This is a genomic window from Lactobacillus sp. wkB10 (assembly GCF_000760615.1).
In the GTDB taxonomy this organism is placed as follows: Bacteria; Bacillota; Bacilli; order Lactobacillales; family Lactobacillaceae; genus Lactobacillus; species Lactobacillus huangpiensis.
Map to the genome: position 1 here is coordinate 1 of NZ_JRJB01000008.1, position 24315 is coordinate 24315.

General features: G+C 35.7%; 21 protein-coding genes. 2 read left to right on the top strand and 19 right to left on the bottom strand.

All coding sequences use genetic code 11. From position 1 onward, the window contains the following. Positions 1 to 278 precede the first annotated feature (278 nt). The 16 genes from LACWKB10_RS06340 to LACWKB10_RS06415 form a co-directional block, all read right to left on the bottom strand. Entirely contained in the window at positions 279 to 797 is a 519-nt protein-coding gene (locus LACWKB10_RS06340; RefSeq protein ID WP_034980251.1) for a TetR/AcrR family transcriptional regulator, read from the bottom strand. Positions 798 to 1010: 213 nt separating this feature from the next. After that, entirely contained in the window at positions 1011 to 2372 is a 1362-nt protein-coding gene (locus LACWKB10_RS06345) for a DEAD/DEAH box helicase (protein WP_034980255.1), read from the bottom strand. Beyond that, positions 2365 to 3321, bottom strand: a complete 957-nt coding sequence (locus tag LACWKB10_RS06350; RefSeq protein WP_034980258.1) for a bifunctional oligoribonuclease/PAP phosphatase NrnA — start codon at positions 3319 to 3321, stop codon at positions 2365 to 2367. The genes LACWKB10_RS06345 and LACWKB10_RS06350 overlap by 8 nt, the downstream gene beginning before the upstream one ends. 49 nt (positions 3322 to 3370) lie before the next feature. Beyond that, on the bottom strand, positions 3371 to 4507 hold the full coding sequence (gene dinB / locus LACWKB10_RS06355) for a DNA polymerase IV (protein ID WP_034980260.1): 1137 nt from the start codon (positions 4505 to 4507) through the stop codon (positions 3371 to 3373). After that, positions 4500 to 5948: a glucose-6-phosphate dehydrogenase gene (gene zwf / locus LACWKB10_RS06360; protein ID WP_034980261.1), complete on the bottom strand. Its 1449-nt coding sequence runs from the start codon at positions 5946 to 5948 to the stop codon at positions 4500 to 4502. Before zwf ends, dinB begins: the two co-directional genes overlap by 8 nt. A 146-nt stretch (positions 5949 to 6094) precedes the next feature. Then, positions 6095 to 6559, bottom strand: coding sequence for a preprotein translocase subunit YajC (gene yajC / locus LACWKB10_RS06365; protein ID WP_034980262.1), 465 nt, complete (start codon positions 6557 to 6559; stop codon positions 6095 to 6097). A gap of 71 nt (positions 6560 to 6630) precedes the next feature. After that, a complete protein-coding gene (gene ruvB, locus LACWKB10_RS06370) occupies positions 6631 to 7653 on the bottom strand; it encodes a Holliday junction branch migration DNA helicase RuvB (protein WP_369792489.1) in 1023 nt (340 codons plus the stop codon). Positions 7654 to 7688: 35 nt separating this feature from the next. Then, the gene (gene ruvA, locus LACWKB10_RS06375; RefSeq protein ID WP_034980264.1) at positions 7689 to 8273 is read right to left on the bottom strand and encodes a Holliday junction branch migration protein RuvA; all 585 of its coding nucleotides are present in this window, start codon (positions 8271 to 8273) and stop codon (positions 7689 to 7691) included. A 5-nt stretch (positions 8274 to 8278) separates the two neighbouring features. Continuing rightward, the gene (mutL, locus tag LACWKB10_RS06380) at positions 8279 to 10159 is read right to left on the bottom strand and encodes a DNA mismatch repair endonuclease MutL (protein ID WP_034980265.1); all 1881 of its coding nucleotides are present in this window, start codon (positions 10157 to 10159) and stop codon (positions 8279 to 8281) included. A 2-nt stretch (positions 10160 to 10161) separates the two neighbouring features. After that, entirely contained in the window at positions 10162 to 12744 is a 2583-nt protein-coding gene (gene mutS / locus LACWKB10_RS06385) for a DNA mismatch repair protein MutS (protein WP_152560574.1), read from the bottom strand. A 159-nt stretch (positions 12745 to 12903) separates the two neighbouring features. Then, positions 12904 to 13551 (bottom strand): pyroglutamyl-peptidase I, encoded by a 648-nt coding sequence (pcp, locus tag LACWKB10_RS06390; RefSeq protein WP_034980268.1) that lies wholly within the window; start codon positions 13549 to 13551, stop codon positions 12904 to 12906. A 19-nt stretch (positions 13552 to 13570) separates the two neighbouring features. Continuing rightward, a complete protein-coding gene (locus LACWKB10_RS06395; protein WP_034980270.1) occupies positions 13571 to 14494 on the bottom strand; it encodes a DUF979 domain-containing protein in 924 nt (307 codons plus the stop codon). 8 nt (positions 14495 to 14502) lie between these two features. Beyond that, entirely contained in the window at positions 14503 to 15171 is a 669-nt protein-coding gene (locus LACWKB10_RS06400; protein ID WP_034980272.1) for a DUF969 domain-containing protein, read from the bottom strand. A gap of 125 nt (positions 15172 to 15296) precedes the next feature. Next, on the bottom strand, positions 15297 to 16925 hold the full coding sequence (gene groL, locus LACWKB10_RS06405; RefSeq protein ID WP_034980274.1) for a chaperonin GroEL: 1629 nt from the start codon (positions 16923 to 16925) through the stop codon (positions 15297 to 15299). A 19-nt stretch (positions 16926 to 16944) separates the two neighbouring features. Then, complete coding sequence (gene groES / locus LACWKB10_RS06410) at positions 16945 to 17229, bottom strand: co-chaperone GroES (RefSeq protein ID WP_034980276.1); 285 nt, start codon at positions 17227 to 17229, stop codon at positions 16945 to 16947. A 162-nt stretch (positions 17230 to 17391) separates the two neighbouring features. Further along, a complete protein-coding gene (locus tag LACWKB10_RS06415; RefSeq protein ID WP_034980278.1) occupies positions 17392 to 18027 on the bottom strand; it encodes a redox-sensing transcriptional repressor Rex in 636 nt (211 codons plus the stop codon). A 277-nt stretch (positions 18028 to 18304) separates the two neighbouring features. Between LACWKB10_RS06415 and LACWKB10_RS06420 the strand changes: the two genes are divergently transcribed. Next, positions 18305 to 20227 (top strand): ABC-F family ATP-binding cassette domain-containing protein, encoded by a 1923-nt coding sequence (locus tag LACWKB10_RS06420; protein ID WP_034980280.1) that lies wholly within the window; start codon positions 18305 to 18307, stop codon positions 20225 to 20227. Between the two features lie 301 nt (positions 20228 to 20528). Then, a complete protein-coding gene (locus tag LACWKB10_RS06425) occupies positions 20529 to 20933 on the top strand; it encodes a GNAT family N-acetyltransferase (RefSeq protein WP_034980282.1) in 405 nt (134 codons plus the stop codon). A 141-nt stretch (positions 20934 to 21074) separates the two neighbouring features. Here LACWKB10_RS06425 and LACWKB10_RS06430 read toward each other — a convergent pair whose 3' ends face one another. The 3 genes from LACWKB10_RS06430 to LACWKB10_RS06440 are packed head-to-tail and all read right to left on the bottom strand — an operon-like array spanning position 21075 to position 24030. Continuing rightward, positions 21075 to 22244: a hypothetical protein gene (locus tag LACWKB10_RS06430; protein WP_034980284.1), complete on the bottom strand. Its 1170-nt coding sequence runs from the start codon at positions 22242 to 22244 to the stop codon at positions 21075 to 21077. After that, positions 22244 to 23413, bottom strand: a complete 1170-nt coding sequence (locus LACWKB10_RS06435) for an ABC transporter permease (protein ID WP_034980286.1) — start codon at positions 23411 to 23413, stop codon at positions 22244 to 22246. The genes LACWKB10_RS06430 and LACWKB10_RS06435 overlap by 1 nt, the downstream gene beginning before the upstream one ends. After that, positions 23413 to 24030, bottom strand: coding sequence for an ABC transporter ATP-binding protein (locus LACWKB10_RS06440; RefSeq protein WP_034980288.1), 618 nt, complete (start codon positions 24028 to 24030; stop codon positions 23413 to 23415). Before LACWKB10_RS06440 ends, LACWKB10_RS06435 begins: the two co-directional genes overlap by 1 nt. Positions 24031 to 24315 lie beyond the last annotated feature (285 nt).

The following is a 24315-nucleotide window of genomic DNA, read 5'->3' on the forward strand; positions in this document are numbered from 1 at the left end:
CAGTTTTCAAGGTACTACCTGCTGCTTCTTTAAAACAGCTTTTTTATTTTCCCAGATTCAGTCCCTTTTGTCAAGCACTTTTTTCTGGCATCTTTTCGCCGTCTTCCCTGACAGCGTTTATTATCTTACTAAAACAGCTCGCTTTTGTCAACTGCTTTTGCTCGTTTTTTTGCGCTGCCTCTTAGGCCTCCTGCCTTGCGGCTCATTGCCCGACGACAGTTATTAATACTAGCAATTATTTTTGCCTTTTGCAAGTCTTTTTTACAAAAAATTTAAGTTCATTCAGCTTTTTTTATAGATTGCTCAATATGAACCAATAATAAATGGATACTTTGGTAAACGTCCCTTATATCGAGTCGACACTCATCTACAACCCAATTGAAAACAATAGCATAAATTCCGTTTGCTACTAATTCAACTTTACGAACCGAAAATGATCCTCTAGGTCGCATATACTTCTCTATGGCTATAGCATATTCTTTTCGTAAAACACGATAAAATTCTTGTGGGTTTTGCGCAATTCTATTGAGATTAATATAGAAAATCTTATTTTCTTTTATTTTCGACAGCATCCTGTAAAACATGCGATCCATCGTTTCACCGTCAATACTTCGTAATGCCCGTCTAGTTTGTAAAGCTAAAACTGAAGTAAACAAATCACAAATATTACGGTATTTTCTATAAAAAACTCCACGGTTAATATTCAATTTCTTACAAAATTTAGTGACTGTGTACTTATAAACATTATATTTTGATAGCTCTAACACGAGAACTTGTTCAGTCTTTGTTAAACTCATATTAAATGCTCCTACTTATAATGCTATAAGTATATCAATAATAGTAACGACAAGCAATATTATCTTGGAAAAAAATGATTTTATTTTTAAAATGCTAAAAAGAACTTAAAACTACAAGATTCTTTAATTTGTGTGCAAAATAAAAAGCCAACATCTAAGTGAAATCGTGTGTTGGCTTTCTAGGAATAATTTAAATATAATTTTTATTTTAAGTTAATCTAGACTATCACGCCTATTTTTTCTTTGTCGTTTAGCTTTTCGAATTTTACTGCGTTGTTCAATTCTATTTTTTTGTGCTCTATCTTGCTTAATAGCTCTTTTAATCTTTTTCTTATAGCCAGGTTTACGTTTTTTCTGCGCTTTTTTTACCATTCCTCTTACCTTATTATCAAGGCTTTGGGAAGTTGATTGTCTTAATTTGCGGTTATGATAATGCGTCCGCGGTACCAGAGAACTATCTTTAATTTCGACAAAATCAAAATGAATTCCCATTTTTTCCAGCTTAAGAATTTGATTCATTTCTTCTTCACGAATTAACGTGATGGCATGACCGCTCATCCCATTTCGGCCGGTTCTACCAATACGATGAATCACAAATTCTAATTCACGGGGAATTTCATAATTAATAACTAAGCTGACACCCTCAATATCGATGCCGCGTGCAGCTAAATCAGTTGCCACTACATACTGGTATTGTCCGGCTTCTACTTCACGCATTGTTCTTTTACGTTCGCGCTCAGTAATTCCACCATGAATTTTGGCCACTTTTAAGCCTTGATTAATGAGAAATTCTGCTAGTTCATCAACAGTTTGCTTTGTGTTAGCAAAAATTAGTGCTAAATACGGCTGACCAATTGTTAATAATTGATAGAGTATTTTTTTGCGACTTTTTGCGCCAATATCAAGCAAATCGTTTTTCACTGTTGGAGAGATAACGGTAGGATTATCTATGATAATAGTTTCAGGCTTTGCCATGTATTTACGTAAAAAGTTAGCCAACTTAACCGGAATTGTGGCTGAAAAAGCAGTTAAAACACAATTTTGAGACAATCTTTGTGCAATAAAATCGATTTCACTTAAAAATCCCATGTCCAGAGTCATATCAGCCTCATCAATGACAAAGTTTTTGACATAATCTAGTGGCAAAATCTTTTTTTCAACAAAATCATGTAGTCTGCCGGGAGTAGCAATGATAATTTGCGGTTTATGTCTGCTAATACTTTCAATTTGTCGCTCACGATCGGTACCACCTGCTAATAACGCAATAGACAGGTTTAGATTGGAAGCATCCCTTAACTGACGGGCTACTTGATACAATTGCTGTGCAAGTTCACGACTAGGCGTAGTCAAAATTGCCTGAGGAAACTGTAGATTCTCGTCAATTTCATTCATAACAGGAATCAAAAAGGCGTGAGTTTTACCCGAACCAGTAACTGCTTGCACTACAGCATTTTTGTGTGCCATTAAAACAGGGATCACTTTTTCCTGCACTTCAGTAGGTTTAACAAAATTAATCTTTTTTAACCCCTGTCTAATTGCTGGATTTATCTGTTCATTTTCAAAAATATTATTCATGTTCCTCTTGATATTCCTTGGTTACCTGAACTAGTTCTGCGAAAATTTGTTTCACTTCCGCCATGTCTTTTGCGTTAGCTCCACTTGCTAAAGCGTGACCGCCTCCATCATGCTTTGCTGCTAATTCGTTAATTACTGGTCCCTTTGAACGATAATGGACTCTGAATGTACCGTCTGGTTTTTCAACAAAAACATTCCAGGCAATGATATCCTTAATTCGACCGGGAGTAGAAACAGTACATGAAGCTTGTTCTGAATCTACACCCAATTTATGCAAAGTATCTTGAGTTAAAATTGCATAGGCTGCACCACTAGCATCGACTTTCATATACTCCAAAACTTCGGCCTGTAATTTTGCCTGTTCGAAGGTAACATCACTGATATTACGCGCAATATCATTAATATTAATTCCGGTCGCTGCCAATTTAGCCGCAATTTTAAAAGTATGATCTGTTGTTTCAGGATACATAAATCTACCGGTATCACCCACTATTCCAGCATAAAGGGGATAGGCAACTTCTGCAGTAAGTGGCATTTTTTCAGTAATAATAAAATCAGCTACAATTTGTGAAGCAGCAGGAGCCTGATCATCAACAAAACTCATATCAGCGTATGGTTCAACATCGGGATGATGATCAATTTTTATTAAGAAATCACCTTTGCTATATAATTTATTAGAAATACGGGCTGTATTTCCGGTGTCTGTTGTAATTACAAGAGCTCCTTCATAATCCTGTTCAGTCACTTGATCCATATGATTGATCCATGCTAGATCTCCTTCATCATTTTCACCCGCGCATAAAATACGCTTATTGGGAAACTGCAGCTTTAAAGAACGTGCAAGTCCTGCCTGAGAACCTAAAGCGTCTGGGTCTGGACTAGTGTGTCTATGTAAAATAATGGTGTCATATTGTGTGATTTTTTGATATATTTCGGTAAAAGTATTCATATCTAAACTCCTTTGTTACTTATATAAATTCCAGCCTAATAACAACTTTTTATTGAGTAAACAAATCTAAATCCATATTTTCATAGTCTGCTTCTGTAAAATCTGTAGCAGTCACACCCAAAAGTCTTATTCCATCATTTAAAAATGAACTGGAAATAGGATCAAAAAGTTCTTTAGCAACATTGTATAACTCTAATGGATTATTAGTAGCATGATCAAGTTTACGCCTTTTAGTAACGGTCTTGAAATCACTGTTGCGAATTTTTAAAACAACAGTATTGGCATAAAAATTTCGTTCAATTAGCTTATCAGCCAGATCATTAACATAATTACGCAAATTTGTCAGTGCAGTTTGCTCATTGTAAACACTAGGTTCATAGGATCGTTCAATACCAATAGATTTGCGATTACGCTCATCATCAGGAATTACTCGTGATAAATCAATACCGTTGGCGTGTTCAGCCATTAAGTATCCCATACGGTTGAAGTGTTTTATTAAATCACGAACATGCATTTTTTGCAACCCATGACCTGTAAAAATGCCCATTTCTGCTAATTTTGCTTGAGTTTTTGGACCGATACCATGAAACTGAGCAATTTTTTGTTTTGCTAAAAATTCTTTGGCTTCATCTGGCAAAATAACAGTGCGCCCGAATGGCTTCGAATACTCAGAACCCATTTTTGCTAAAAATTTGTTATATGTGACGCCAAAAGAACAGTTAAGACCAACTTCTTTTTTTATTTTCTTCTGAAGATTAATTGCAATCTGCAACGCAGAAGTTATCCCTAATTTGTTTTCAGTTACATCCAAATACGCTTCATCAAGCGCGATAGATTGGACGTTATCAGTAATTTCATGCATCAACTGATGTATTTCTGCAGAAACACTATGATATTTGGTAAAATTTGGGCTCAAAAATACCAATTTATTTTTCGGTATCAGTCTTAATGCCTTAATCGATGGCATAGCAGAGTGCACACCGTATTGACGAGCAATATAATTAGCTGTTGCAACCACACCATGACCGTGATAATTTCTAGGATCTTGACCAATTACCAGTGCTTTATTTTTTAATTCAGGATTATCGCGTGTTTCTACAGATGCATAAAAAGCATCCATATCAAGATGAATAATTTTTCTATGTGTATTATTTTTAGGCAAAAGGCCATCGTCAAAATTACTCATAAATCCAACGCTCTGTCGGTGACTCAAAAATTTTAGCAGCTGATTTAGGACCCATTCTGTATGGCAAATATTGTTCAGGTTCTTGACCCTGTTCGTTTTCTTTTTGCCAAGCTTCTTCAACATGGTCAATAAATTTCCAATAGTTTTTTAGTTCACTCCAGTGAGTAAAATTAGTTGAATCATTTACAAAAACATCATGCAGTAAACGTTCATAACCATCTGGCACCTGTTTTTGCTCTTCACTTGTAAGTCCGTAGCTTAAATTCTCACGCCTGATTCCAGTCCCATTGATTTTTTTACCGTTAATAGTAATAAAAATCTGCATCTGCGGATCTATAATGATTGAAATATTATTTGAGTGAGCCATGCCATACTGATTCGACATATGCTTTAAAACAATGTCAATCCTATTTTTCTTTTCTCTCATTTCTTTACCAGTTCTAAAATAAATTGGTAAATCTGCCAATGGTCCCTTTTTGAACTTCACTTCACCTGCTACATAGGTTTCCGTATGAGAATCCTCAGCAACATTAGGCTCTTGACGATAGCCAAAGGTGACATCGCTGCCAAGATATTGTCCCCTCACAAAATGCCGCGCAATTTCATCTTCTGTGGGAATTATCATACTATCAAGAAGTTCTTGCTTTGCTTTGTGGATACTTTGTGAAGTCAAATCCTTAGGCTCTGGCATTGCAAGTAAAGTTATGATTTGGAATATATGATTCTGTACCATATCGCGCAAAGCTCCTGATGTTTCGTAATATCCACCTCGAGCCTCAACTCCAAGTTGCTCAGCCAAAGTGACCTGAACGTTTTTAATATTATGATTATTCCAAATATTTTTAATCAATGGATTAGTAAGCCTCATTGGTAAAATGTTCTGAATCATTTCCTTGCCTAAATAATGATCAATCCGAAAGATATCATCTTCAGCAAAAGATGCAGTTATCTGCTTGTTTAACTCTTCTGCCGTAGCAAGATCACGACCAAAAGGCTTTTCAACAACAATGCGATTAAAACCCGAACTAGTTAAATGTTGATCATTAATATGTTCAGCAATAGTACCAAAGAATTTAGGAGCCATCGCCATATAGAAAATACGATTTCCCTGTGCACTGTAGCGATCATCAAGATCCTGCGCTAAATTTTTCAAGGTTTCATAGTGTTCCACATTTGTCACATCATGAGACTGATAATAAAAATGGCTGGCAAATGCCTCTAATTCATTCTCATCTATTTCATTATTAGTTTCATGCACTGCGTCGCTCACTTGTTCGCGCAGATATTCATGTGACCAGGGACGACGAGCCGTGCTAATTACAGCAAAACTATCGTGAATTAACCCTTGTTCAAATAAATTAAACAGTGCAGGATATAGCTTCCTATGTGCTAAATCCCCACTACCACCAAAGATAATCATAATTACCGGAATGTTATTCATGAAAAAATCCTTTCTGTTACCTTTTTACACTAGCTTTATTTTATACTATTTTGCTGGTAAACTCGCGCTTTGAGCAATATTTGCTGTTTTTGCAAGCTAATTTTAGGTAACAAAAAAGTGCCATTAAGGCACTTAAGTAACTACTTTTATTTTGAATCGTCAGGTGTTTCATCAGATGAACTGGCTGGTCTTTCTTCAGTTGACTTTTCCGCTGGCTTATCTGGTTTCTGATCCGTTGTCGGTTCACTTTGCTCTGATTCTTCAGCTTTATCAGCACTTTCAGAAGTAGCAGCTGGTTCAGCATTAGTCGTATTATTTGGCAAAATTTGCTGTACTGCCATTCTGCTAAAAGTTAAATAAATCCCATCGGCGTCAAGTACAACAGTTTTATCTTTGGTATTAACTGAATCAATTTTACCGTGAAGACCATCAATCATGATGACGCTGTCACCTTTCTTCAATTGATTCATCATTTCCATTTTCTTTTGTTGCTGCTTTTTTTGGGGTTTGATCATAGTAAAATACATTAAGGCAATCAAAACAACAAAGATAATGATTGTCCACATAGTACTACCTGAATTATTAGCCTGTGCTAAAAATAAATTATTCACTTTTACACTCCTCAAATTAAAATTAATTATTGTCTAAATATTTATTATACAGAAAATAACAAACATTTGCATTACTTGTTTGGCAAGGGCAAGCCTAAATGAATGTATGCCTTCTCTGTGACCATTCTTCCTCTTGGCGTCATCAATAAAAAACCATTCTGCATCAAATAGGGTTCGTAAAGAGATTGAATTGTTTCTACATCTTCACCAGTATTAGCAGCCAGTGTCCTAATTCCTACAGGACCACCATGATATTTTTCAATAATTACACGCAAAATTTTACGATCAGTCTGATCAAGACCTTCATCATCAACTTGTAATTGCCGTAGAGAATCTGTCGTAGTTTTAAAAGAAATTATTTCTTCTCCTTTAACTTGTGCAAAATCACGCACTCTTCTCAATAAACGGTTGGCTACACGTGGTGTGCCTCTCGATCTGCGAGCTAATTCATGTGCAGCCTGGGGGTCAATTTGAATGTTAAAAACTTTGCTAGAACGAGAAATGATTTTTTCTAATTCTTCCACAGTATAATACTGTAAATGTTCAACAATACCAAAACGTCCACGCAATGGTGCAGATAATTGCCCGGCTAAAGTAGTTGCACCAACTAAAGTAAACGGTGGCAATGGAACATGTACTGCATGGGTAGTTTGGCCTTCACCAATTACGATATCAACATAATAATCTTCCATAGCAGAGTAAAGAACTTCTTCAATTGGCTTTGCCAAACGATGGATTTCATCAATAAATAAAATATCACCAGGATCCAGATCGGTTAATAAAGCAACCAAATCACCAGCTTTTTCAATGGCTGGACCACTAGTGCTCTTTAAATGAACACCTAGTTCATTCGCTATTACAAAGGCTAAGGTAGTTTTACCCAATCCCGGAGGGCCATAAAGCAGAACATGATCAAGAGCCTCATCCCTTTTTTTAGCAGCTTTAATATAAACTGCCATTTCTTTTTTGACACGATTTTGACCTAAATATTCCTTTAAAGTTTGAGGACGTAAAGGAAACTCAGCTTGCTTTTCTTCTTGTCCCTGAGTCTCTCCAGAAACAATACTGTTATCGTCTTCTACCACCTGTTTCACTTCCCTTTAAAACATTAATTTTATTATAACAAGATTTACTTCTTTAAGAGAAGAGCCAATCCTTTTTTAATGTACTGATCTGCTGTTGTCTTTTCCTCTTTTATTAAAGCCGGTGTAATCCTATCTACTTCTTTTTTAGTATAACCTAATGCCAATAATGCCAATAATGCATCATTTAATTCTGGAGTTATTTCTGCTAAAGCTTCTTTATTTGCTTTCTTGACATAGTCTCCTAATTTACCTTTTAAATCAAGGACAATTTGTGAAGCCGTTTTTTTGCCTACACCAGGAAAACGAGTTAGGTATTTCACCTCACCCTGTTCAATTGCTTCTGCTAGAGAATTACTGTCTTCAGCAGCCATAATTGCTAAAGCAGACTTTGGTCCGATACCACTGACACTTAAAAGTTTTAAAAACAATCCTTTATCATCTTCAGTCTGGAAACCATATAAGGTAACTCCAGTATCTCGCACAATTTGTTCTATAAAAACTCGAGCTTTTTGTCCCTCTTGGTATGCATATGGTGAGGGACTAAAAACCTTGTAGCCGACTCCATTTACGTCAACTACTATAAAATCTGGCTTAACTATTGCAATAATGCCATTCAAATATTCATACATTTTTATTAATCTTTCTTAAACATTTTGCTTAAATCATTCTTCTTCAGTCGCACAATTACCAAATTGCCCTTTGCATCATGATATGGATCAGAAACTTGCCTTAAATTTGTCAAAATTTCGCCACAATCTGCAGAAGTCAGTTTTTTACGTCCTGAAACTTCCCTTTGAGCCTGATCTGCTGCTATCCTTTTAATTAAATTTTGAGAATTGCTGTTATCTATGTTCAAAAAGGTGTCTAAAATTGTACGTACGGAATGTTCGACGTCTTCGCCCAACCAAGTGGGATAAGACCTCAATATAAAGGTATCTTGTCCAAAATCTTCCAAGAAAATACCAATTTTTTTAATATCTGCCAACTTATCTTTTATCTGTAAAAAATCCAGATTGCCAAATTCCAAAATTAAAGGACTCAATAAACCTTGCTGGCTGATTTTAGAACTAGACAATTCGAGTATAATCTTTTTAAAAGAAAGCAGTCTTCTGGCAGCAACTTGATCAATTAAATATAGATCATCATTACTTGCAGCTATAATATATACTTTAGTCTGACCTACAAAACTTAGCTCGGGTAAACTACTTGCCAGTAATTCATCCCCCGTAGAAATTATCCCGCTATTAGATTGTTTACTGGTAAAAGGGGTCAATTGACATTGCTTTTTTACATTATCTGTCCAAGTTGCAGTAATCAGATAACGATCATCATCTCGTGGAGTATCTAAATTCACATACTGTGTATGTTGAATATGCTGAATTTTTTCAGGTACTGCTTCATTAATTTGGTCAGTTTGAGTTTCAGGTCTTTTAGTTTCAACCACGTTTTTATTTAAATTAAATTTTAACTGATCAATTAAAGTATCCTCTGTAGCATTATTCAAATTGCTGATAGCATCATATTTTCTTTCATTCTTCAAGAGCACACTGCTGATTGCATTTGTTATTAAACGACTTAATTCAGTTTCTTTGGATAAACGTACTTCTCTTTTTGTGGGGTGCACATTAACATCTACCAAAAGCGGATCTGTTTTTATCTTAACAACAGCTATAGGATAATGTTTATCAGCAAGATTATTACCATAGCCATCCAGTACTGCACTGGCTAATTTGAAATTCCTAATGTAACGGCCATTAAGCAAAATGGAAATAAAATTACGTGTAGATCTGGTAAGTTCAGGGTTAGAAATTAAGCCGCTTACTTCAAAGTCATTATCACTACTGTTAAAAGACAGCATTTTTTCAGCAATATTTCTGCCATAAACACTAGAAACTGTTTGCCGCAAATTATTATTGCCGGCAGTTCTTAATAATATTCGACCTTCGTTCATCAACGTAAATGCAATTTCGGGATAACCTAACGCAATCCGATTAACAATATCAACGATTTTCATAATTTCAGTTCTCGGACTACGTAAATATTTTAATCTCGCAGGTGTGTTGTAAAATAAGTCTTTAACAGTAATCTGTGTGCCCTTTCTCGCAGCCGCATTTTCCTGTATTTTCTTAACTCCACCTAAGAACTCAGCACGCGTACCTATTTCTCCAGAAGAATTAGTTAAAATTTCAACGTGACTTACTGCAGCAATCGAAGCTAAGGCCTCGCCTCTAAAGCCCAATGTGTTAACGTTAAATAAATCACGCTCGTTTGCTATTTTGCTAGTTGCATGCCTGGTAAATGCAAGATCAATTTGATCGTTATCAATTCCGGAGCCGTTATCTTGAACCACAATTTGCTTCAATCCGGCATCAATAAAGTCTATTCTAATTCTATCGCTGCCCGCATCAATTGCATTTTCAACCAGTTCTTTTACCACACTGGCAGGTCGTTCAATTACTTCTCCAGCTGCAATCTGATTAGACAGACTGGCCGAAAGCTCATGTATTTTTGCCATGACTAGTTTTCATCCTTTAAATCTTCCTGCCAGTTTTCGACTAGTTGCATCACTTGCAGTGGCGTCTGATCAGCCAAATAAATATTAGAAATTTCATCTAAGATATCTTTTTCTTTATCAGTCAATTCATCTTTAGAATCTGAAGGTGTTTCAACAGACTCAGATTCTTCTGTTGCAGCTGCGGAACTAAACAAATCTAATTGCGTAGAAGCCGGACCTAAATTACTTCCTTGAGCTTCAAGCCTATTAAGCAATTTGGTAGCTTTTCGTAATACTTTTCTCGGCAACCCGGCAAGTTGAGCAACGTGAATACCATAACTTTGATCAGCAGGTCCAGGTAAAATTTTATGAAGAAAAATTAATTTGCCGTTTTCTTCAGTTGCTCCCACATGAATATTCTTTAAATGAGGCAATGTCTGTTCCATTGCTGTTAGCTCATGGAAGTGAGTCGCAAATAAAACTTTAGCACCAACCTCATCATGTAAATACTGGACAATTGCTCCAGCCAAAGCCATGCCGTCATAGGTTGCTGTTCCTCGACCAATTTCATCAAATAATACTAGACTCCGCTTGGTTGCATGCTGTAGTGCGTCGTTGGCTTCAGTCATTTCGACCATAAAAGTACTTTGTCCTGAAATCAAATCATCTGCTGCACCAATACGAGTAAAAATTTGATCAAAAATAGGCAAATCTGCACTATCGGCAGGCACAAATGACCCGATTTGAGCCATCACAGCAATAAGTGCCATCTGCCTCATATAAGTGCTTTTTCCGGACATATTAGGACCGGTTATCAGAAAAATGTCTGTATTTTCTGTTAATTTTACATCGTTAGGAATAAACGACCCTGCCTTCATCACTTGTTCAACTACAGGGTGTCTTCCCATAATAACCTTAACATCCTGATTATCAGTATGAAATTGTGGTCTACAATAATTGTTGTCCTCGGCAACTTGTGCAAAAGCACAAAAAACGTCAAGTTTAGCTACTTGTCCACCTAACTTTTGCAATGCCGGAATGTATTTTTTGACTTCTTCTCTTAGTTTCACAAACAAATCATATTCTAAATCCGTCGATTTGGTCTGTGCTTCTAAAATAAGGTTTTCATGCTCTTTAAGTTCAGGTGTGATATATCGCTCAGCATTGGTCAAAGTTTGTTTACGGGTATAACGATCTAAAGGTACTTTGCTTTTATTCGAGTTTGTAACTTGAATGTAATATCCAAAAACCTTGTTGTAGCCTACTTTTAAATTTTCAATTCCTGTTTTGGTTCGTTCATCTTGCTCCATTTCGGTCAGCCATCTTTTACCATTATTCATGGCTTCTCGGTAACGGTCCAGTTGATTATCAACGCCATCTTTGATTAACCCGCCCTCAGTTGTCAGAACCGGTGGCTGATCAACAATAGTATCAGTAATTAATTTAGCAATACCCTTTAACGGATCAATTTGTCTTGCAAAATTTTGCAAATTTTTATTATCCGCCTTTTGCATTTCAGCCAAAATTGTTGGTACTGCATTGAGAGAATGTGCCAACTGCAATAACTCTCGCGCATTGACACTGCCAAAAGCAATTCGCCCAGTCAAGCGTTCCAGGTCATAAACCCCTTTAAGAGCATCCTTAATATTTTCCCGAGTAAAATATTCATCAATTAATGCTTGCACCATTTCCTGCCGTTTATTTAACTGCTCAACAGACAAGAGTGGTCGAGCCAGCCATTGTTTTAACAGCCGTCCGCCCATTGCAGTGTGAGTTTTATCCAAAACCCAAAAAAGTGAACCCATTTTCTTACCTGTTTTAGCAGATGCTGTTAATTCTAAGTTATCTCGCACAGTATGAGACATTTGTAAATACTGATTGACTTCATAACTTTGTGCTACTTGCAAATGAGCTAAACTTCGGCGCTGGGTCTGCAATAAATAACCTACTAATTGTCTAACAGCTGCCTTTTCGGCAGAATTAGTTAAATTTTGTTCAGCAAAGGAAATCTCCGCATGCTTACCAGTCAGTTCTACTGGCTCTGAAATAGTAATATTTGCTTTATGAAAAAAATCACTATCTTTGTCATTTAAATGTCCATTAAAAACAACTTCGCGAGTTCGCAGAGAAAGCAACTCATTTGAAACGGCAGCAAAACTCTTTAAATGTGTGGCATAAATTTCACCGGTAGATAAGTCACTGTATGCAAGTCCAAAGCAGCTTTTGGTAGTCACAACCGATGTAAGATAATTTGATTCTTTAGCTTCACTAGGTTTGTCATTCATCAAGGTTCCGGGAGTCACAAGTTGAATTATACCCCGTTTAACCATCCCTTTAGCTTGTTTAGGATCTTCGAGCTGTTCACACAAAGCTACCTTGTAGCCTTTTTCAACCAAAGTATCTACATAGGATTGAACCGCTACATGCGGAACTCCTGCCATTGGAACAGGATTTTCGGTTTTATTAGATCTGTGAGTCAAAGTTAATTCTAAAATTTGAGCACCTTTGATTGCATCATCTTCAAATAATTCGTAAAAATCACCTACCCGATAAAAAAGGAAAGCATCGGGATATTGCTTTTTAATTTCGTGATATTGCTCCATCATCGGAGTCAGGTTTGTTTGCGCCATTATTCCCCTTCTTTTCTGCATTACTGTTATTATTATACGCTAAACTTCTTGTTAAAAGAAAAAAGACCGCAAGTAAAACGATCTCTTTTCACAATATGCTTTTTAGTTGCAATAAATGCTTTCTGTTTAAAAAATTTAAGCAATGTGACCTTCAATACTCTGTAAATCCTTTTTGCCATCCATTTTCACAATAGCGGTAATTGCAGCAGTAATGCCTCTAACATCATCTGTTAAATTAAGACATGGAGTTTCAGGTTTAGCAACAACTTGCTCAGGTAAATATGGAATATGCATAAATCCAGCTTTTAAATTATGAAATTCCTTATCAATCATATACTGCACTTGATACATAATATGATTGCAGACAAAAGTTCCTGCAGTTGTTGAAACAGAGCTTGGCAATCCAATTTCACGAATTGCTCGTGCCATGGCCTTAACAGGAAGTTGTGTAAAATATGCGTTTTGACCATCTTCATGAATAGGCCTAGCAATAGGTTGATAGCCTTTATTATCAGCAATACGTCCATCATCAAAATTGATAGCTACGCGTTCTGGAGTCAAAGCATAACGACCACCAGCTTGACCGATATTTAAAACATAATCTGGTTTTTCCTTAAGAATAGCCTCATGAACCACTTCTGCACAGTCACCAAAAACTGTTGGTATTTCAAGTTTCACGATTTTTGCACCTGCAATTTCATTGTCCAGTCTTTTAACTGCTTCAATTGCAGGATTAATCTTATCTTCGCCAAAGGGATCAAAACCTGTTACAAGAATTTTCATTATATTTTCTCCTTACTATCTAAAAAGCTAAAAAGTACATTAAAATAATTTGAATGAGCAACATGCTAATTGCAATCGGAAATTGTTGTTTGATCACACCTAATTGATCTTTCATTTCCATTAATGCAACTGGCAAAGTATTGAAATTGGCTGCCATTGGAGTAAGCAGTGTGCCACAATACCCAGATGTCATTCCCAGTGCCGCAACTACAATCGGTGAACCACCTTGAGCCACAACGAAAGGTATACCAATCCCTGCTGTAATAACAGCAAAAGCAGCAAATGCATTACCCATAATTGCTGTAAATAATGCCATAGCAATACAATAAAGCGCAACTCCTAATAAGTGGTTTCCAATAGGAAAAAGACCAGAAATAGCCTTGGCAGTCACTTGTCCTACACCTGAAGCTGTAAATACCACACCCAAAGTAGCGAGTAATTGTGGTAAAATTCCGGCAGAGCCGACAGAACGCACCATTCTTTGTGTATCTTCGTAGACTACTTTGGTATTCGATTTAGTCAAAATTTGTGCAACAACAAGTGAAACAATAGCTGCTACACCGATACCTACTTGACCACCTAAATCAGTAAATTGGGCTATGACCAAAGCTAAAACTGCCAGCAGTATACTTGGTAAGAAAATCCAGTTGCCAATGCGTTTAACCGTTTTTTGAGCAACTTTTTCATCTAAATCCTTTATGTGTCCTACACGCACTTGTTTAAACAAAGATAATAAAGCAATGATCAGGATAATGCCACCATTAATTGCATTTGGCAACCACTGTCCAGCACAGAAAAGCACAGCAAACAAAAGCCAAAACGTTCCAGTACCCCAGCGGACTGGATTAGATTGATCACGCCAAGATTCAATAGCAGCAGCGAGGAAAAAAAGGCCAATTAAAATATAGAATGCAAGTAAAATATTATTAATTAAAGTTTCCATTATTTCTCCTATTTTTCTTTCTTCTTCATTAGCTTTTGGTCAAATGCGTGATTGTAGAACAAGCATAAAATATAGCTAATAATTGCAACTGGGAAGGTATATAAAACTATTCCAGATGGATCTACAGGATGACCGAGCGATTTCATTGTACTTGCAATAAGTAAAACACTTGAGGAAGCTACAAACAGGTTTTGCGCAAAGAAATTACCAAAATTTTCTGTTGCAGCAGCTCTTCCTTTAATTTGGTCTACTTCTAGAGGTGTCAATTCGCTATTAACCTTACCGGCCGCTTGCGCCATTGGATTAATCAATGGCGCAATAAACTGGACGTGTCCTTGTAATGAAATACCAAAGGCACCGGCAATTTCACGAATGGCCTGATAAATATCGAATATACGACCAGGTGTCAGTTTTTTCATTTTTTTAATTAAATTAACAGCGGCTTGTTTTAAACCATGTCTTTCTAAAATTCCAATAGTTGGTAAAGTGAGAAAGAAAAGAGAAACCATTCTGTTATCCATAAATCCTTTACCTAGAATTGTCAAAAATGAGGTAAAATCTATTCCTGAAACTAATGCCGTAACTAAAGCAGAAATTACGACTACAGCTATTGTATCAAGCCCCAAGGCAAACCCTAACACTATAACAACAATACCCAACAAACTTAAATATTCCACTAATGTTCCTTTCTAGTGAATAATCTTAACCAAGATAAACTAAAAATGAATTGTAACAAAAAATCCCACTAGCAAGCCCCACAGGATTGCTAGTAGGATTTATTAATTAACTAATAAAAACTAAATTACATCACACCTGGATTGCCAGCACCTGAAGCATTTGGATCAGCAGCAGGTTTATCTTCTGGTATCTCGGCAACAACTGCTTCAGTAGTTAGGAGCAAAGCGGCAATTGAAGCAGCATTTTGTAAAGCAGTACGGGTTACCTTGGTTGGGTCAATAATTCCGGCTTTAACCATGTTTTCCCATTTGCCATTAGCTGCGTTATAACCAACTTCGTTATCTTGTCCTTCAAGTTTGTTCAAGATAACTGAGCCGTCTTCACCAGCGTTGTCAGCAATTTGACGGACTGGAGCAGTCAATGCCTCTAAAACAATGTTGATACCAGTTTGTTCGTCAGCATTATCACCTTTAAGATCCTTAACAGCATCCTTAACGTCTACTAATGCTGTACCACCACCGGCAACATAACCTTCGTCAACGGCTGCACGAGTGGAGTTCAAAGCATCTTCAATGCGGTATCTGCGTTCTTTCAATTCAGTTTCAGTAGCAGCACCAACATGAATAACAGCGACACCACCTGTTAATTTAGCTAGACGTTCTTGCAATTTCTTCTTATCGAAGTCAGAGGTAGTCTCTTCAATTTGCTTTCTAATTGAATCTTCACGGTCTTTAATTGCTTCATCAGAACCAGAACCATCAACAATAGTAGTTGAATCCTTAGTTACAGTTATGCGACGAGCTTGACCTAACTGATCAATCTTAGTGTCCTTCAATTCAAGACCTAAGTCATCAGTAATTACTGTACCACCAGTTAAAGCGGCAATATCTTGCAATTGTTCTTTACGACGATCACCAAAACCAGGAGCTTTAACAGCAACAACGTTAAAGGTACCACGAATCTTGTTCAAAACCAAAGTTGGTAATGCTTCACCAGAAACATCATCTGCAATAATCAGCAATGATTTGCCTTGTTGCACAATTTCTTGTAACAATGGCAAAATGTCTTGAATGTTAGAAATCTTCTTATCAGTGATTAAAATGTATGGATTGTCAAGATCTGCTTCCATCTTGTCATTATCAGTTACCATGTATTGTGAAAGGTAGCCACGGTCAAATTGCATACCTTCGACTACTGATAATTCGGTTTCAATACCACGTGAATCTTCAATAGTAATAACACCATCATTACCAACTTTTTCCATTGCGTCAGCGATCAGGTCGCCAACTTCTTTTGAAGCTGAAGATACTGAAGCTACTTGAGCAATTTGGTCTTTTGAAGAAACAGTATGACTAATCTTATGTAATTCTTTAACTACGGCTTTAGTAGCTTTTTCAATACCGCGGCGAACTCCTACAGGGTTAGCACCAGCAGTCACGTTCTTCATACCTTCACGAATAATTGCTTGAGTTAAAACAACAGCAGTAGTTGTACCGTCACCAGCTATGTCATTAGTCTTTTGTGCTGCTTCGGCAACTAACTTAGCACCCATATTCTCATAGTGGTCTTTTAATTCAATTGCCTTTGCAATTGTCACACCATCATTAGTAATGTCCGGGTTGCCATATGATTGCTCCAAAACAACATTTCTGCCCTTAGGACCAATAGTTGCTTTAACAGTATCAGCTAATTTGTCAACGCCCTTTAACAGGGAACGTCTTGCTTTTTCTGAAAATTTAATTTCTTTTGCCATATTTTTATGCGCTCCTTAATTACTTAACAATTGCTAAAATATCTTTTTCATGAAGGACTAAATACTTTTCGTCATCGTATTTGACATCAGTGCCTGAATATTTGTCATATAAAACAACGTCACCCTTTTTGACAGTCATAGGAATTTTACTGCCATTTTCGGCATAACTACCTTCACCAACAGCAACAACTTCACCTTCTGTTGGCTTTTGTTTAGCATTAGAAGCCAGGACGATTCCGCCTACAGTTTTCTCTTCTTCTTCTTTAACTTTAACGATCACGCGATCACCAATTGGTTGTAACACGTTTGTCCCTCCTAAAATTAAATTATTAATCTATCTTTACGTGTCATTAGCACTCTTATTCATCAAGTGCTAACTTACATTTATGATAATAACCCCTTTTCATAAAAAATGCAAGAAAAAATTAGCACTTTGAGTAAAAAAGTGCTAATCGTATTTTTATGCCTACTTTTTCTTATCTGAGTCAAGGAAGTAAATTAGAGTTTGTAATTCCGTTGCTAAATCAACGTTCTGAATTCTAATACCACTTGGAGCAGACAAACGAATTGGCGTGAAATTCATAATTCCTCGAATACCAGCTTCAACCATATCATCAGCTGTCCTTTGTGCTGTCGTGGAAGGAACAGTCAAAATTGCAATAGAAATCTGTTGGTCACTAAGCTGTTTTTTTAGTTCACTCATGTCATAAACAGGGACACCACTGAGAATCTTGCCTGTAATTTTATCATCAATATCAAAAGCACATGAAATACGAATATTGTTTGTGCGTTTGAAATTATAGTTTAATAAAGCATGGCCTAAATTACCAACGCCAACCAGGGCAACATTTGTTAAAGTATCTTGATTTAAAATCTTTTTAAAAAAGGAAAGCAAACTTTTTACATCATAACCATAACCACGTTTTCCCAATGCACCAAAGTATGAAAAATCACGTCTGATTGAAGCACTATCTACTTGAACAGCCTCAGATAATTCAGTTGAGGATACCTTTTCTTTACCAGCCTCATTTAAAATTATCAGGTAGCGGTAATATAGCGGCAATCTTTTAGCCGTAGCCGTGGGTATTTTGATTTTTTCCATTTAAAAAGCCTCCAACTTGATTAAGTATATATTTTGTTTTGTGAATTTTTCAGCAATCACTACTATTTTATCTATAAATTTGCGCCATTTGCAAACATTTTTTTCACAATCTATCAAATTTTAGCATAATAGTAACAGGTTTGATAATAGAAATTTATTTTTTTACTCTTTTAATTAAAAAATGCTTCTTTTTTACATTTATTTCCTATATTTATCAATCAAACTCTCCCACAAGAATTTTGCTACGTATGCTAAAATGGTTTCTAGGTGAAAAATTATGATAATTGCTCAAGGACACGATTTAGAAAAACAATTCGGTGCCAACACATTATTTAAAAACGTCAATTTTTCAATTGACTCAAATGCAAGAATAGGTCTCATTGGACCCAATGGTGTCGGTAAAACAACTTTGCTTAAAATTATGACCGGCGAAGAAGAAGCCACACATGGTGACTTTACAATCAATAAAAATATAGATGTTGGCTATATTGCTCAAGAAAATGATTTAAATGAAAATAAAACTATTTGGGATGAAATGCTGTCTGTTTTTACTCCCCTAATTAATATGGGTAAAAAGATAAGGGATTTACAAGAAGAAATGTCTGCAAATCCGCAAAAAAAGGACCTGCTAAAACAATATGACCAGTTGCAATACAGCTTCGAACAACAAGGTGGATACACCTACCAGGCCGATATCAAAAGTATTTTGAACGGATTTAATTTTCCTGAAGCAACTTGGACTAAAAATGTTGGCAGCCTTTCTGGGGGAGAAAAAACGCGGCTTTCTTTTGTTAAGTTGTTATTGCGCAAACCTCCATTATTACTGCTTGATGAACCTACCAACTATCTGGATTTAGACACACTAGACTGGCTTGAAAGCTATCTTAAAAACTATTCTGGTGCTATTTTGGTAGTTTCCCATGATCAATATTTTTTGGATAATTTAGCAACACAGATTTTTGAATTACAATTTGGCAAATTAACTGTGTTTAAAGGAAATTATTCTGCCTACGTCGCTGAACGTCAATTACGTGACCGTCAACAAGAAGAAGCATACGAAAAGCAGCAAGAAAAAATCAAAAAAGACGAAGAATTTATTCAAAAAAATATCGTAAGAGCTAAAACTACTAAGAGAGCACAAAGTCGGCGCAAGCAACTGGAAAAAATGGAACGAATTAGTCCGCCCAAGCACAAAAACAAAGTCAGAATTAATTTTCAAAGCGAGCGGCCATCCGGTAAAGAAGTGCTAATTTTACGTAATTTAACTATTGGCTATCCCACAAAAACAATGGTTCACGGTATTTCTCTGCAAATTAATAAAGGTGACCGTGTAGCCGTTATTGGTCAAAATGGTATTGGTAAATCAACTTTACTAAAAACCGTTATGAAGGAGTTAAAACCGAAAAAAGGTTCAATCAAATATGGAGCTTCGTTAGACATCGGCTACTATGATCAAGAACTGCAAGGGCTTGATCCAGGTAAAACTGTAATCGATACAGTTTGGGACCGTCATAAAACAATGCCTGAAAAAGATGTGAGGTCGATTTTAGCCAGTTTCTTATTCACAGCAAAAGATATTGATAAAACTGTAGGTCAACTTTCCGGTGGTCAAAAAGCGAGATTAACCCTAACAGTTTTGTCGCTTGAGCATAATAATTTTTTATTGATGGATGAACCCACAAACCACCTGGATCTCGAAGCCAAGGAGGTTTTAGAACAGGCACTACAGAACTATGATGGTACTTTACTTTTCGTTTCTCACGACCGCTATTTCATCAATCAGTTAGCAAATAAGATTGTAGAAATTAAAAACGGTGTTGCTCAAGTATATGAAGGTGATTATAGTTATTATCTAGATGAAAAGAATAAGCAAGACTCAGCCTCCGAAAATGAATCATCTGAGAATAGAGAAATTGTAGAACCTGAACAAAATAAAAATAAATTGTCCTATCAGGAGCAAAAGTTGCGTGATTCACAAAAGCGTAAATTGCAAAGAGAAGTTGAAAATACCGAAAATAAAATTGAAAAGTTGGAAAAAGAGCAAAAAGATATTCAATCTCAAATGGCTGATCCAGCAATTGCTACTAATTTTGACAAGTTAGGTCCCTTGCAAGAACAGCTTAGCGCTGTACAAAAACAACTGGACGATGCAAATAATGCTTGGGAAAGTGCATTGAATAAACTGGATAGCTTTGATTAAAATAATATATATTAAGTTAACACATCTCCAAAATAAGATTAATTGGCTTTTTATCTGCCGTTTCTATTCTTAGCTAGTGCTAGAATTTTTTTATTAACTATTAATAAAATTTTCTTTTTATTTATAAATACGTAATAATTATCAGACGCAAAAAAGATCATTACACTATTGCTTTTAAAATTGTAGTTGTTTAAACTTAAAGATAATAATTTTACTGGCTTCATAAAAAATAAATTGAGAGGTACACATGGAAAAATTACGCACTGCTCTTTAATTATTAATTAATTAAGGAGGAATAAAAATGAAATATATAGCTGACAAAAATATTGCTATGGATCAACTTATCAATTTATACACAAGCGTCGGTTGGAGTTCTTACACGCAAAACTCTCGGCAACTGCAAAAAGCAGTTGCAAATTCGCTTTTTGCTATCGGCGCTTATGATCAGCACCAGTTAGTTGGATTAATCAGAGTAGTTGGTGATGGTCTGACCATCATTTATATCCAAGATTTACTGGTTAATCCCGTTTATCAAAGACGAGGAATTGGTACGAAATTAATCAATAGCGTGCTAAAGAAATATGATTCTGTTAGACAAAAAGTTTTGTTGACAGAAAATACCGTTAAAACGCGCATGTTTTATGAGGGTTGTGATTTTAATCCGTGTGACAAATACAACTTGATTGCTTTCTACAAAGATTTTTAAGAGATAATAAAGAGTCTGGGAAAAAACTATCTTTTCCCAGGCTCTTTTGAGTAAGCATAATTTAAATAAACAAATGAACGATCTAAAGTCATGATAATACTAAATTAAAAGTAAAAACTTTGATTTAAGAAATATAAAATTTTATTCTTTATATTTTATATGACTGGACAGTAAAATCATAATAGTAATTATTAAAATTGAACAGCACAGCGTTAAAAGACCTGACGTATAGTTCAACTGCACATTTTGATAATTCATTCCTAAATTGCCTGATACTATGTCAACTGCATTCAGGTAAGTCATTGGCAACCAAGCGCAAATCTTACGCAACGGCTCAACTATCATAGTTGCAATGTTGAGCCCTGGGACAAGTAGAATAGCGATAAGTAATGCTGGTAATTTATCACGAAAAATTCGGGCAAGGAACTGAATTAAGACAACATCGAAAATCAAGGTAAGTGTCTGCAATACAATTACTTTAATAATAAAGCTGCCAGTAGTTACACATTTAATAAGAGGGCCACTAACTGTATATTGACCTACGATATAAGGGAAGGATAAACTACCAGTACCAGAAATAAGGGACGCTGCAATAAATAATACTAAGTTAATCCCTAAAAAGCCACCAAGAATCAGGACTATTCCTGCTATGGTATTCGAAATCATTAAATTATTTTTTTTAAGCGGTAATAACTGCGCCGTATCTAACTTTTGATGGTAAGAATCAGTTAAAAGCAAAGTTAATAAAAACAGAGCAACAAGAGTAAATACGTAAGGTAAATATTGTTGATTTAATTGCAGTAAGAACTGCCAGCCTGTTACAGGCATATCCTGACTTTCATAAGGCAAAGATTCGTGGCGTAAGTAGTTAAAGAATTGCAGTTTTTTCTCCACATTTGTTCTTGAATTAAGGCCTGTTGAATCTTGGCCATTTGATGTAATAGTTTGTTCTTGCTTTTTTTGTTGCCACATAATCGTGTAGGCTTTGTGCCAGTTGCCTTTATTTGCCGCTTTTTGAACTTGTTTATCTTGCTTAACTGCATCTTGATTTTGCTTAATAGCAGCTTTAGTATCATGATAAACTTCAGTTTTTGATTTTTGTTTATCATGTTTAAGTAATCTTTGCTGCCGGTTAATTTCTTTTTGGCGGTAAGCAATCTCTGATTTAGCCCCCGCCTGCAAGGAAAATTGGGGATTAGTACGAATATTCATGAATAAGACAATACCCATTAATAAGAGTAAAATTGCTAAGCAAACTGGGGTTAGCTTATTCTTAAATACTTTTTTAAGCTGAAAAGCCAAATAGGACATTATGCCAGTCTTCCATTTCTATGTACAATAGTTGTAATGCGATCAATTAAAAGTACCAACAAGAATAATAATATAGAACTTAGTATTAAGGTAAATACACCATTTGAAAAGTCAATTGCGGAATTATTCATTGTATAGGCTGTTTTGTTTGATACAATATTTAAAACTCCTAAATAAGTACCCGGAAGCCACTGCGCAATCTTCTCCAACGGAATAATAAAAATTGTAATAAAATGACCGCCTAATAAAAGCAATAGCGAAACTAACAGAGTCGGTAACTGGTTATGAAAGATTTTAGCAACCAGCTGCACAAGCAAAACCAAAAATATGTAATTTAATAGCTGCAGTATAACTGCTTGGGGCAGCAATTTGGCAGTCGGAACAATTGCTGGCACCAAGTGGTCGCTAACCAGATGGTGAATGATGTAAGGATAGTCACTGTGACCAGTACCAAAAATGCTCGCTGCTCCACCGAAAACTAATAAGTTTAGTAAAAGAAAAATAAAGCTGACAACTAATAGCCCAACAATATTATTAGTCAGGGTACTTTGCAAGCGATTAATTGGCAAGATAGTCGAAATGTCAAGACCATTTTTATAAGAACCAGTAAATAAATAAGCCAAAACAAAAATCATTACTAAACTAAATAGGACGGGCAAATAGTTTTCATTCAAATCTAACAGAAACTGAATCCCGGTTACTGCGGTATCGCTTTCATAAGGCATAGGGTGAGCTATGAGATATTTTAAACGCAGTATTACACTTTTATGTCCATCTTTTTCATCCGAACTTAGATCAGTCAATTTGCCATTTTGTTCCCTTTTTAATTTGGTCTCATAAACTCGCTTCCAGTGATTGTGATTAATATTATCAACAAAGACTTGATCTCTTTTTAATTCCTTTTCAGTTTGTTTGATATCTTTTTCAGTGGCCTTGTATGATTTTCCTTGCGGTGAATATCGTTTGAGCGCTTGACGATCCGCTTGTAAGGCTTCCTTTTTCATGGCAATCTGTCCTTGGGCATCTCCTTTTAAAGAACCAGTACCACTGAGCTGCGTAGACTTCATGTATAGTAAGCCAAAAGAAATTAATAATAAAATAACCAGTGAAATAATTGATAGATTGTGTTTAGTAACTTTTTTAAGTTGCAATGAAAAATATGAGATCATTAGTCTACCTCGTGCATCATTTGTTTTTGTAAAACGAGGCAGTGTAAGTTATTCACTTTAATCTCGCTGCTGTAGTGAGAGGTTAGGATAATACATTTATTACGCTGAGTTACCTCATCATTTAGTCGTTCATAAAGAATTGCGCGGCTTTCTTCATCAAGACCGTTAGTGATCTCGTCCATCAAGTAATATTCAGCGTCACTAACTAAGTACATGGCAACAATCAATTTTTGCTTCATTCCGAGCGAATACTTTTTAATCGGGACTTTGACATACTCACGTACACCCAAGAAATCAAGTTCTTGATCAAGGTCGACATTAGAACGCCATTGTCTTTTCACGAATTTTAAATAATCAAGGCTGGTTAAATTGACGTTCAACCATTCATTGCTTTCAAAGAAAAAAAGCTTACGCTTATTTTTGGCATATGGTTTTCCGTCTAATAAGACTTTACCAGAAGAAGCTGGAATTAGATCCGTAACAGCACGCAAGAAACTTGTTTTACCAGAACCGTTTTCTGCAGCAATTTGATAAAATTGACCGGGTGTAAATTGATAAGAAAAATCGTGCAAGATTGGCTGCCTGGTTTTGAGCGATAGGTTTTGGACTGTTAACATCATTGTCTCCTTTTTGAATGGTGAATTAAGTTAAAAATGATAGAATACTATATTAGGATATCATTGAATTATATCAATTTCATTGTTTTTTGATTAGGAGCTTAAACATTTCTCCTACTTATTTGTAGGAATCTGTTTATATTTGAGTTATTAATAGTCTATCTTCATAAAATTCATAATCAAAATGATTATCAAATTTTGTATTTCATGAACTTACTTTTTTTGATTTCCTACTTTACCTGTTTGACTTTATTATAATCTGGTAGGAAAACTAAATTAAAAAAT

What these genes read in the sequence shown, in the direction of transcription:
- LACWKB10_RS06340 (WP_034980251.1), bottom strand. Translation starts at nt 797, where the DNA reads ATGAGTTTAACAAAGACTGAACAAGTTCTCGTGTTAGAGCTATCAAAA.
- LACWKB10_RS06345 (WP_034980255.1), bottom strand. Translation starts at nt 2,372, where the DNA reads ATGAATAATATTTTTGAAAATGAACAGATAAATCCAGCAATTAGACAG.
- LACWKB10_RS06350 (WP_034980258.1), bottom strand. Translation starts at nt 3,321, where the DNA reads ATGAATACTTTTACCGAAATATATCAAAAAATCACACAATATGACACC.
- dinB (WP_034980260.1), bottom strand. Translation starts at nt 4,507, where the DNA reads ATGAGTAATTTTGACGATGGCCTTTTGCCTAAAAATAATACACATAGA.
- zwf (WP_034980261.1), bottom strand. Translation starts at nt 5,948, where the DNA reads ATGAATAACATTCCGGTAATTATGATTATCTTTGGTGGTAGTGGGGAT.
- ruvA (WP_034980264.1), bottom strand. Translation starts at nt 8,273, where the DNA reads ATGTATGAATATTTGAATGGCATTATTGCAATAGTTAAGCCAGATTTT.
- mutL (WP_034980265.1), bottom strand. Translation starts at nt 10,159, where the DNA reads ATGGCAAAAATACATGAGCTTTCGGCCAGTCTGTCTAATCAGATTGCA.
- mutS (WP_152560574.1), bottom strand. Translation starts at nt 12,744, where the DNA reads ATGATGGAGCAATATCACGAAATTAAAAAGCAATATCCCGATGCTTTC.
- pcp (WP_034980268.1), bottom strand. Translation starts at nt 13,551, where the DNA reads ATGAAAATTCTTGTAACAGGTTTTGATCCCTTTGGCGAAGATAAGATT.
- LACWKB10_RS06395 (WP_034980270.1), bottom strand. Translation starts at nt 14,494, where the DNA reads ATGGAAACTTTAATTAATAATATTTTACTTGCATTCTATATTTTAATT.
- groL (WP_034980274.1), bottom strand. Translation starts at nt 16,925, where the DNA reads ATGGCAAAAGAAATTAAATTTTCAGAAAAAGCAAGACGTTCCCTGTTA.
- LACWKB10_RS06415 (WP_034980278.1), bottom strand. Translation starts at nt 18,027, where the DNA reads ATGGAAAAAATCAAAATACCCACGGCTACGGCTAAAAGATTGCCGCTA.
- LACWKB10_RS06420 (WP_034980280.1), top strand. Translation starts at nt 18,305, where the DNA reads ATGATAATTGCTCAAGGACACGATTTAGAAAAACAATTCGGTGCCAAC.
- LACWKB10_RS06425 (WP_034980282.1), top strand. Translation starts at nt 20,529, where the DNA reads ATGAAATATATAGCTGACAAAAATATTGCTATGGATCAACTTATCAAT.
- LACWKB10_RS06430 (WP_034980284.1), bottom strand. Translation starts at nt 22,244, where the DNA reads ATGTCCTATTTGGCTTTTCAGCTTAAAAAAGTATTTAAGAATAAGCTA.
- LACWKB10_RS06435 (WP_034980286.1), bottom strand. Translation starts at nt 23,413, where the DNA reads ATGATCTCATATTTTTCATTGCAACTTAAAAAAGTTACTAAACACAAT.
- LACWKB10_RS06440 (WP_034980288.1), bottom strand. Translation starts at nt 24,030, where the DNA reads ATGTTAACAGTCCAAAACCTATCGCTCAAAACCAGGCAGCCAATCTTG.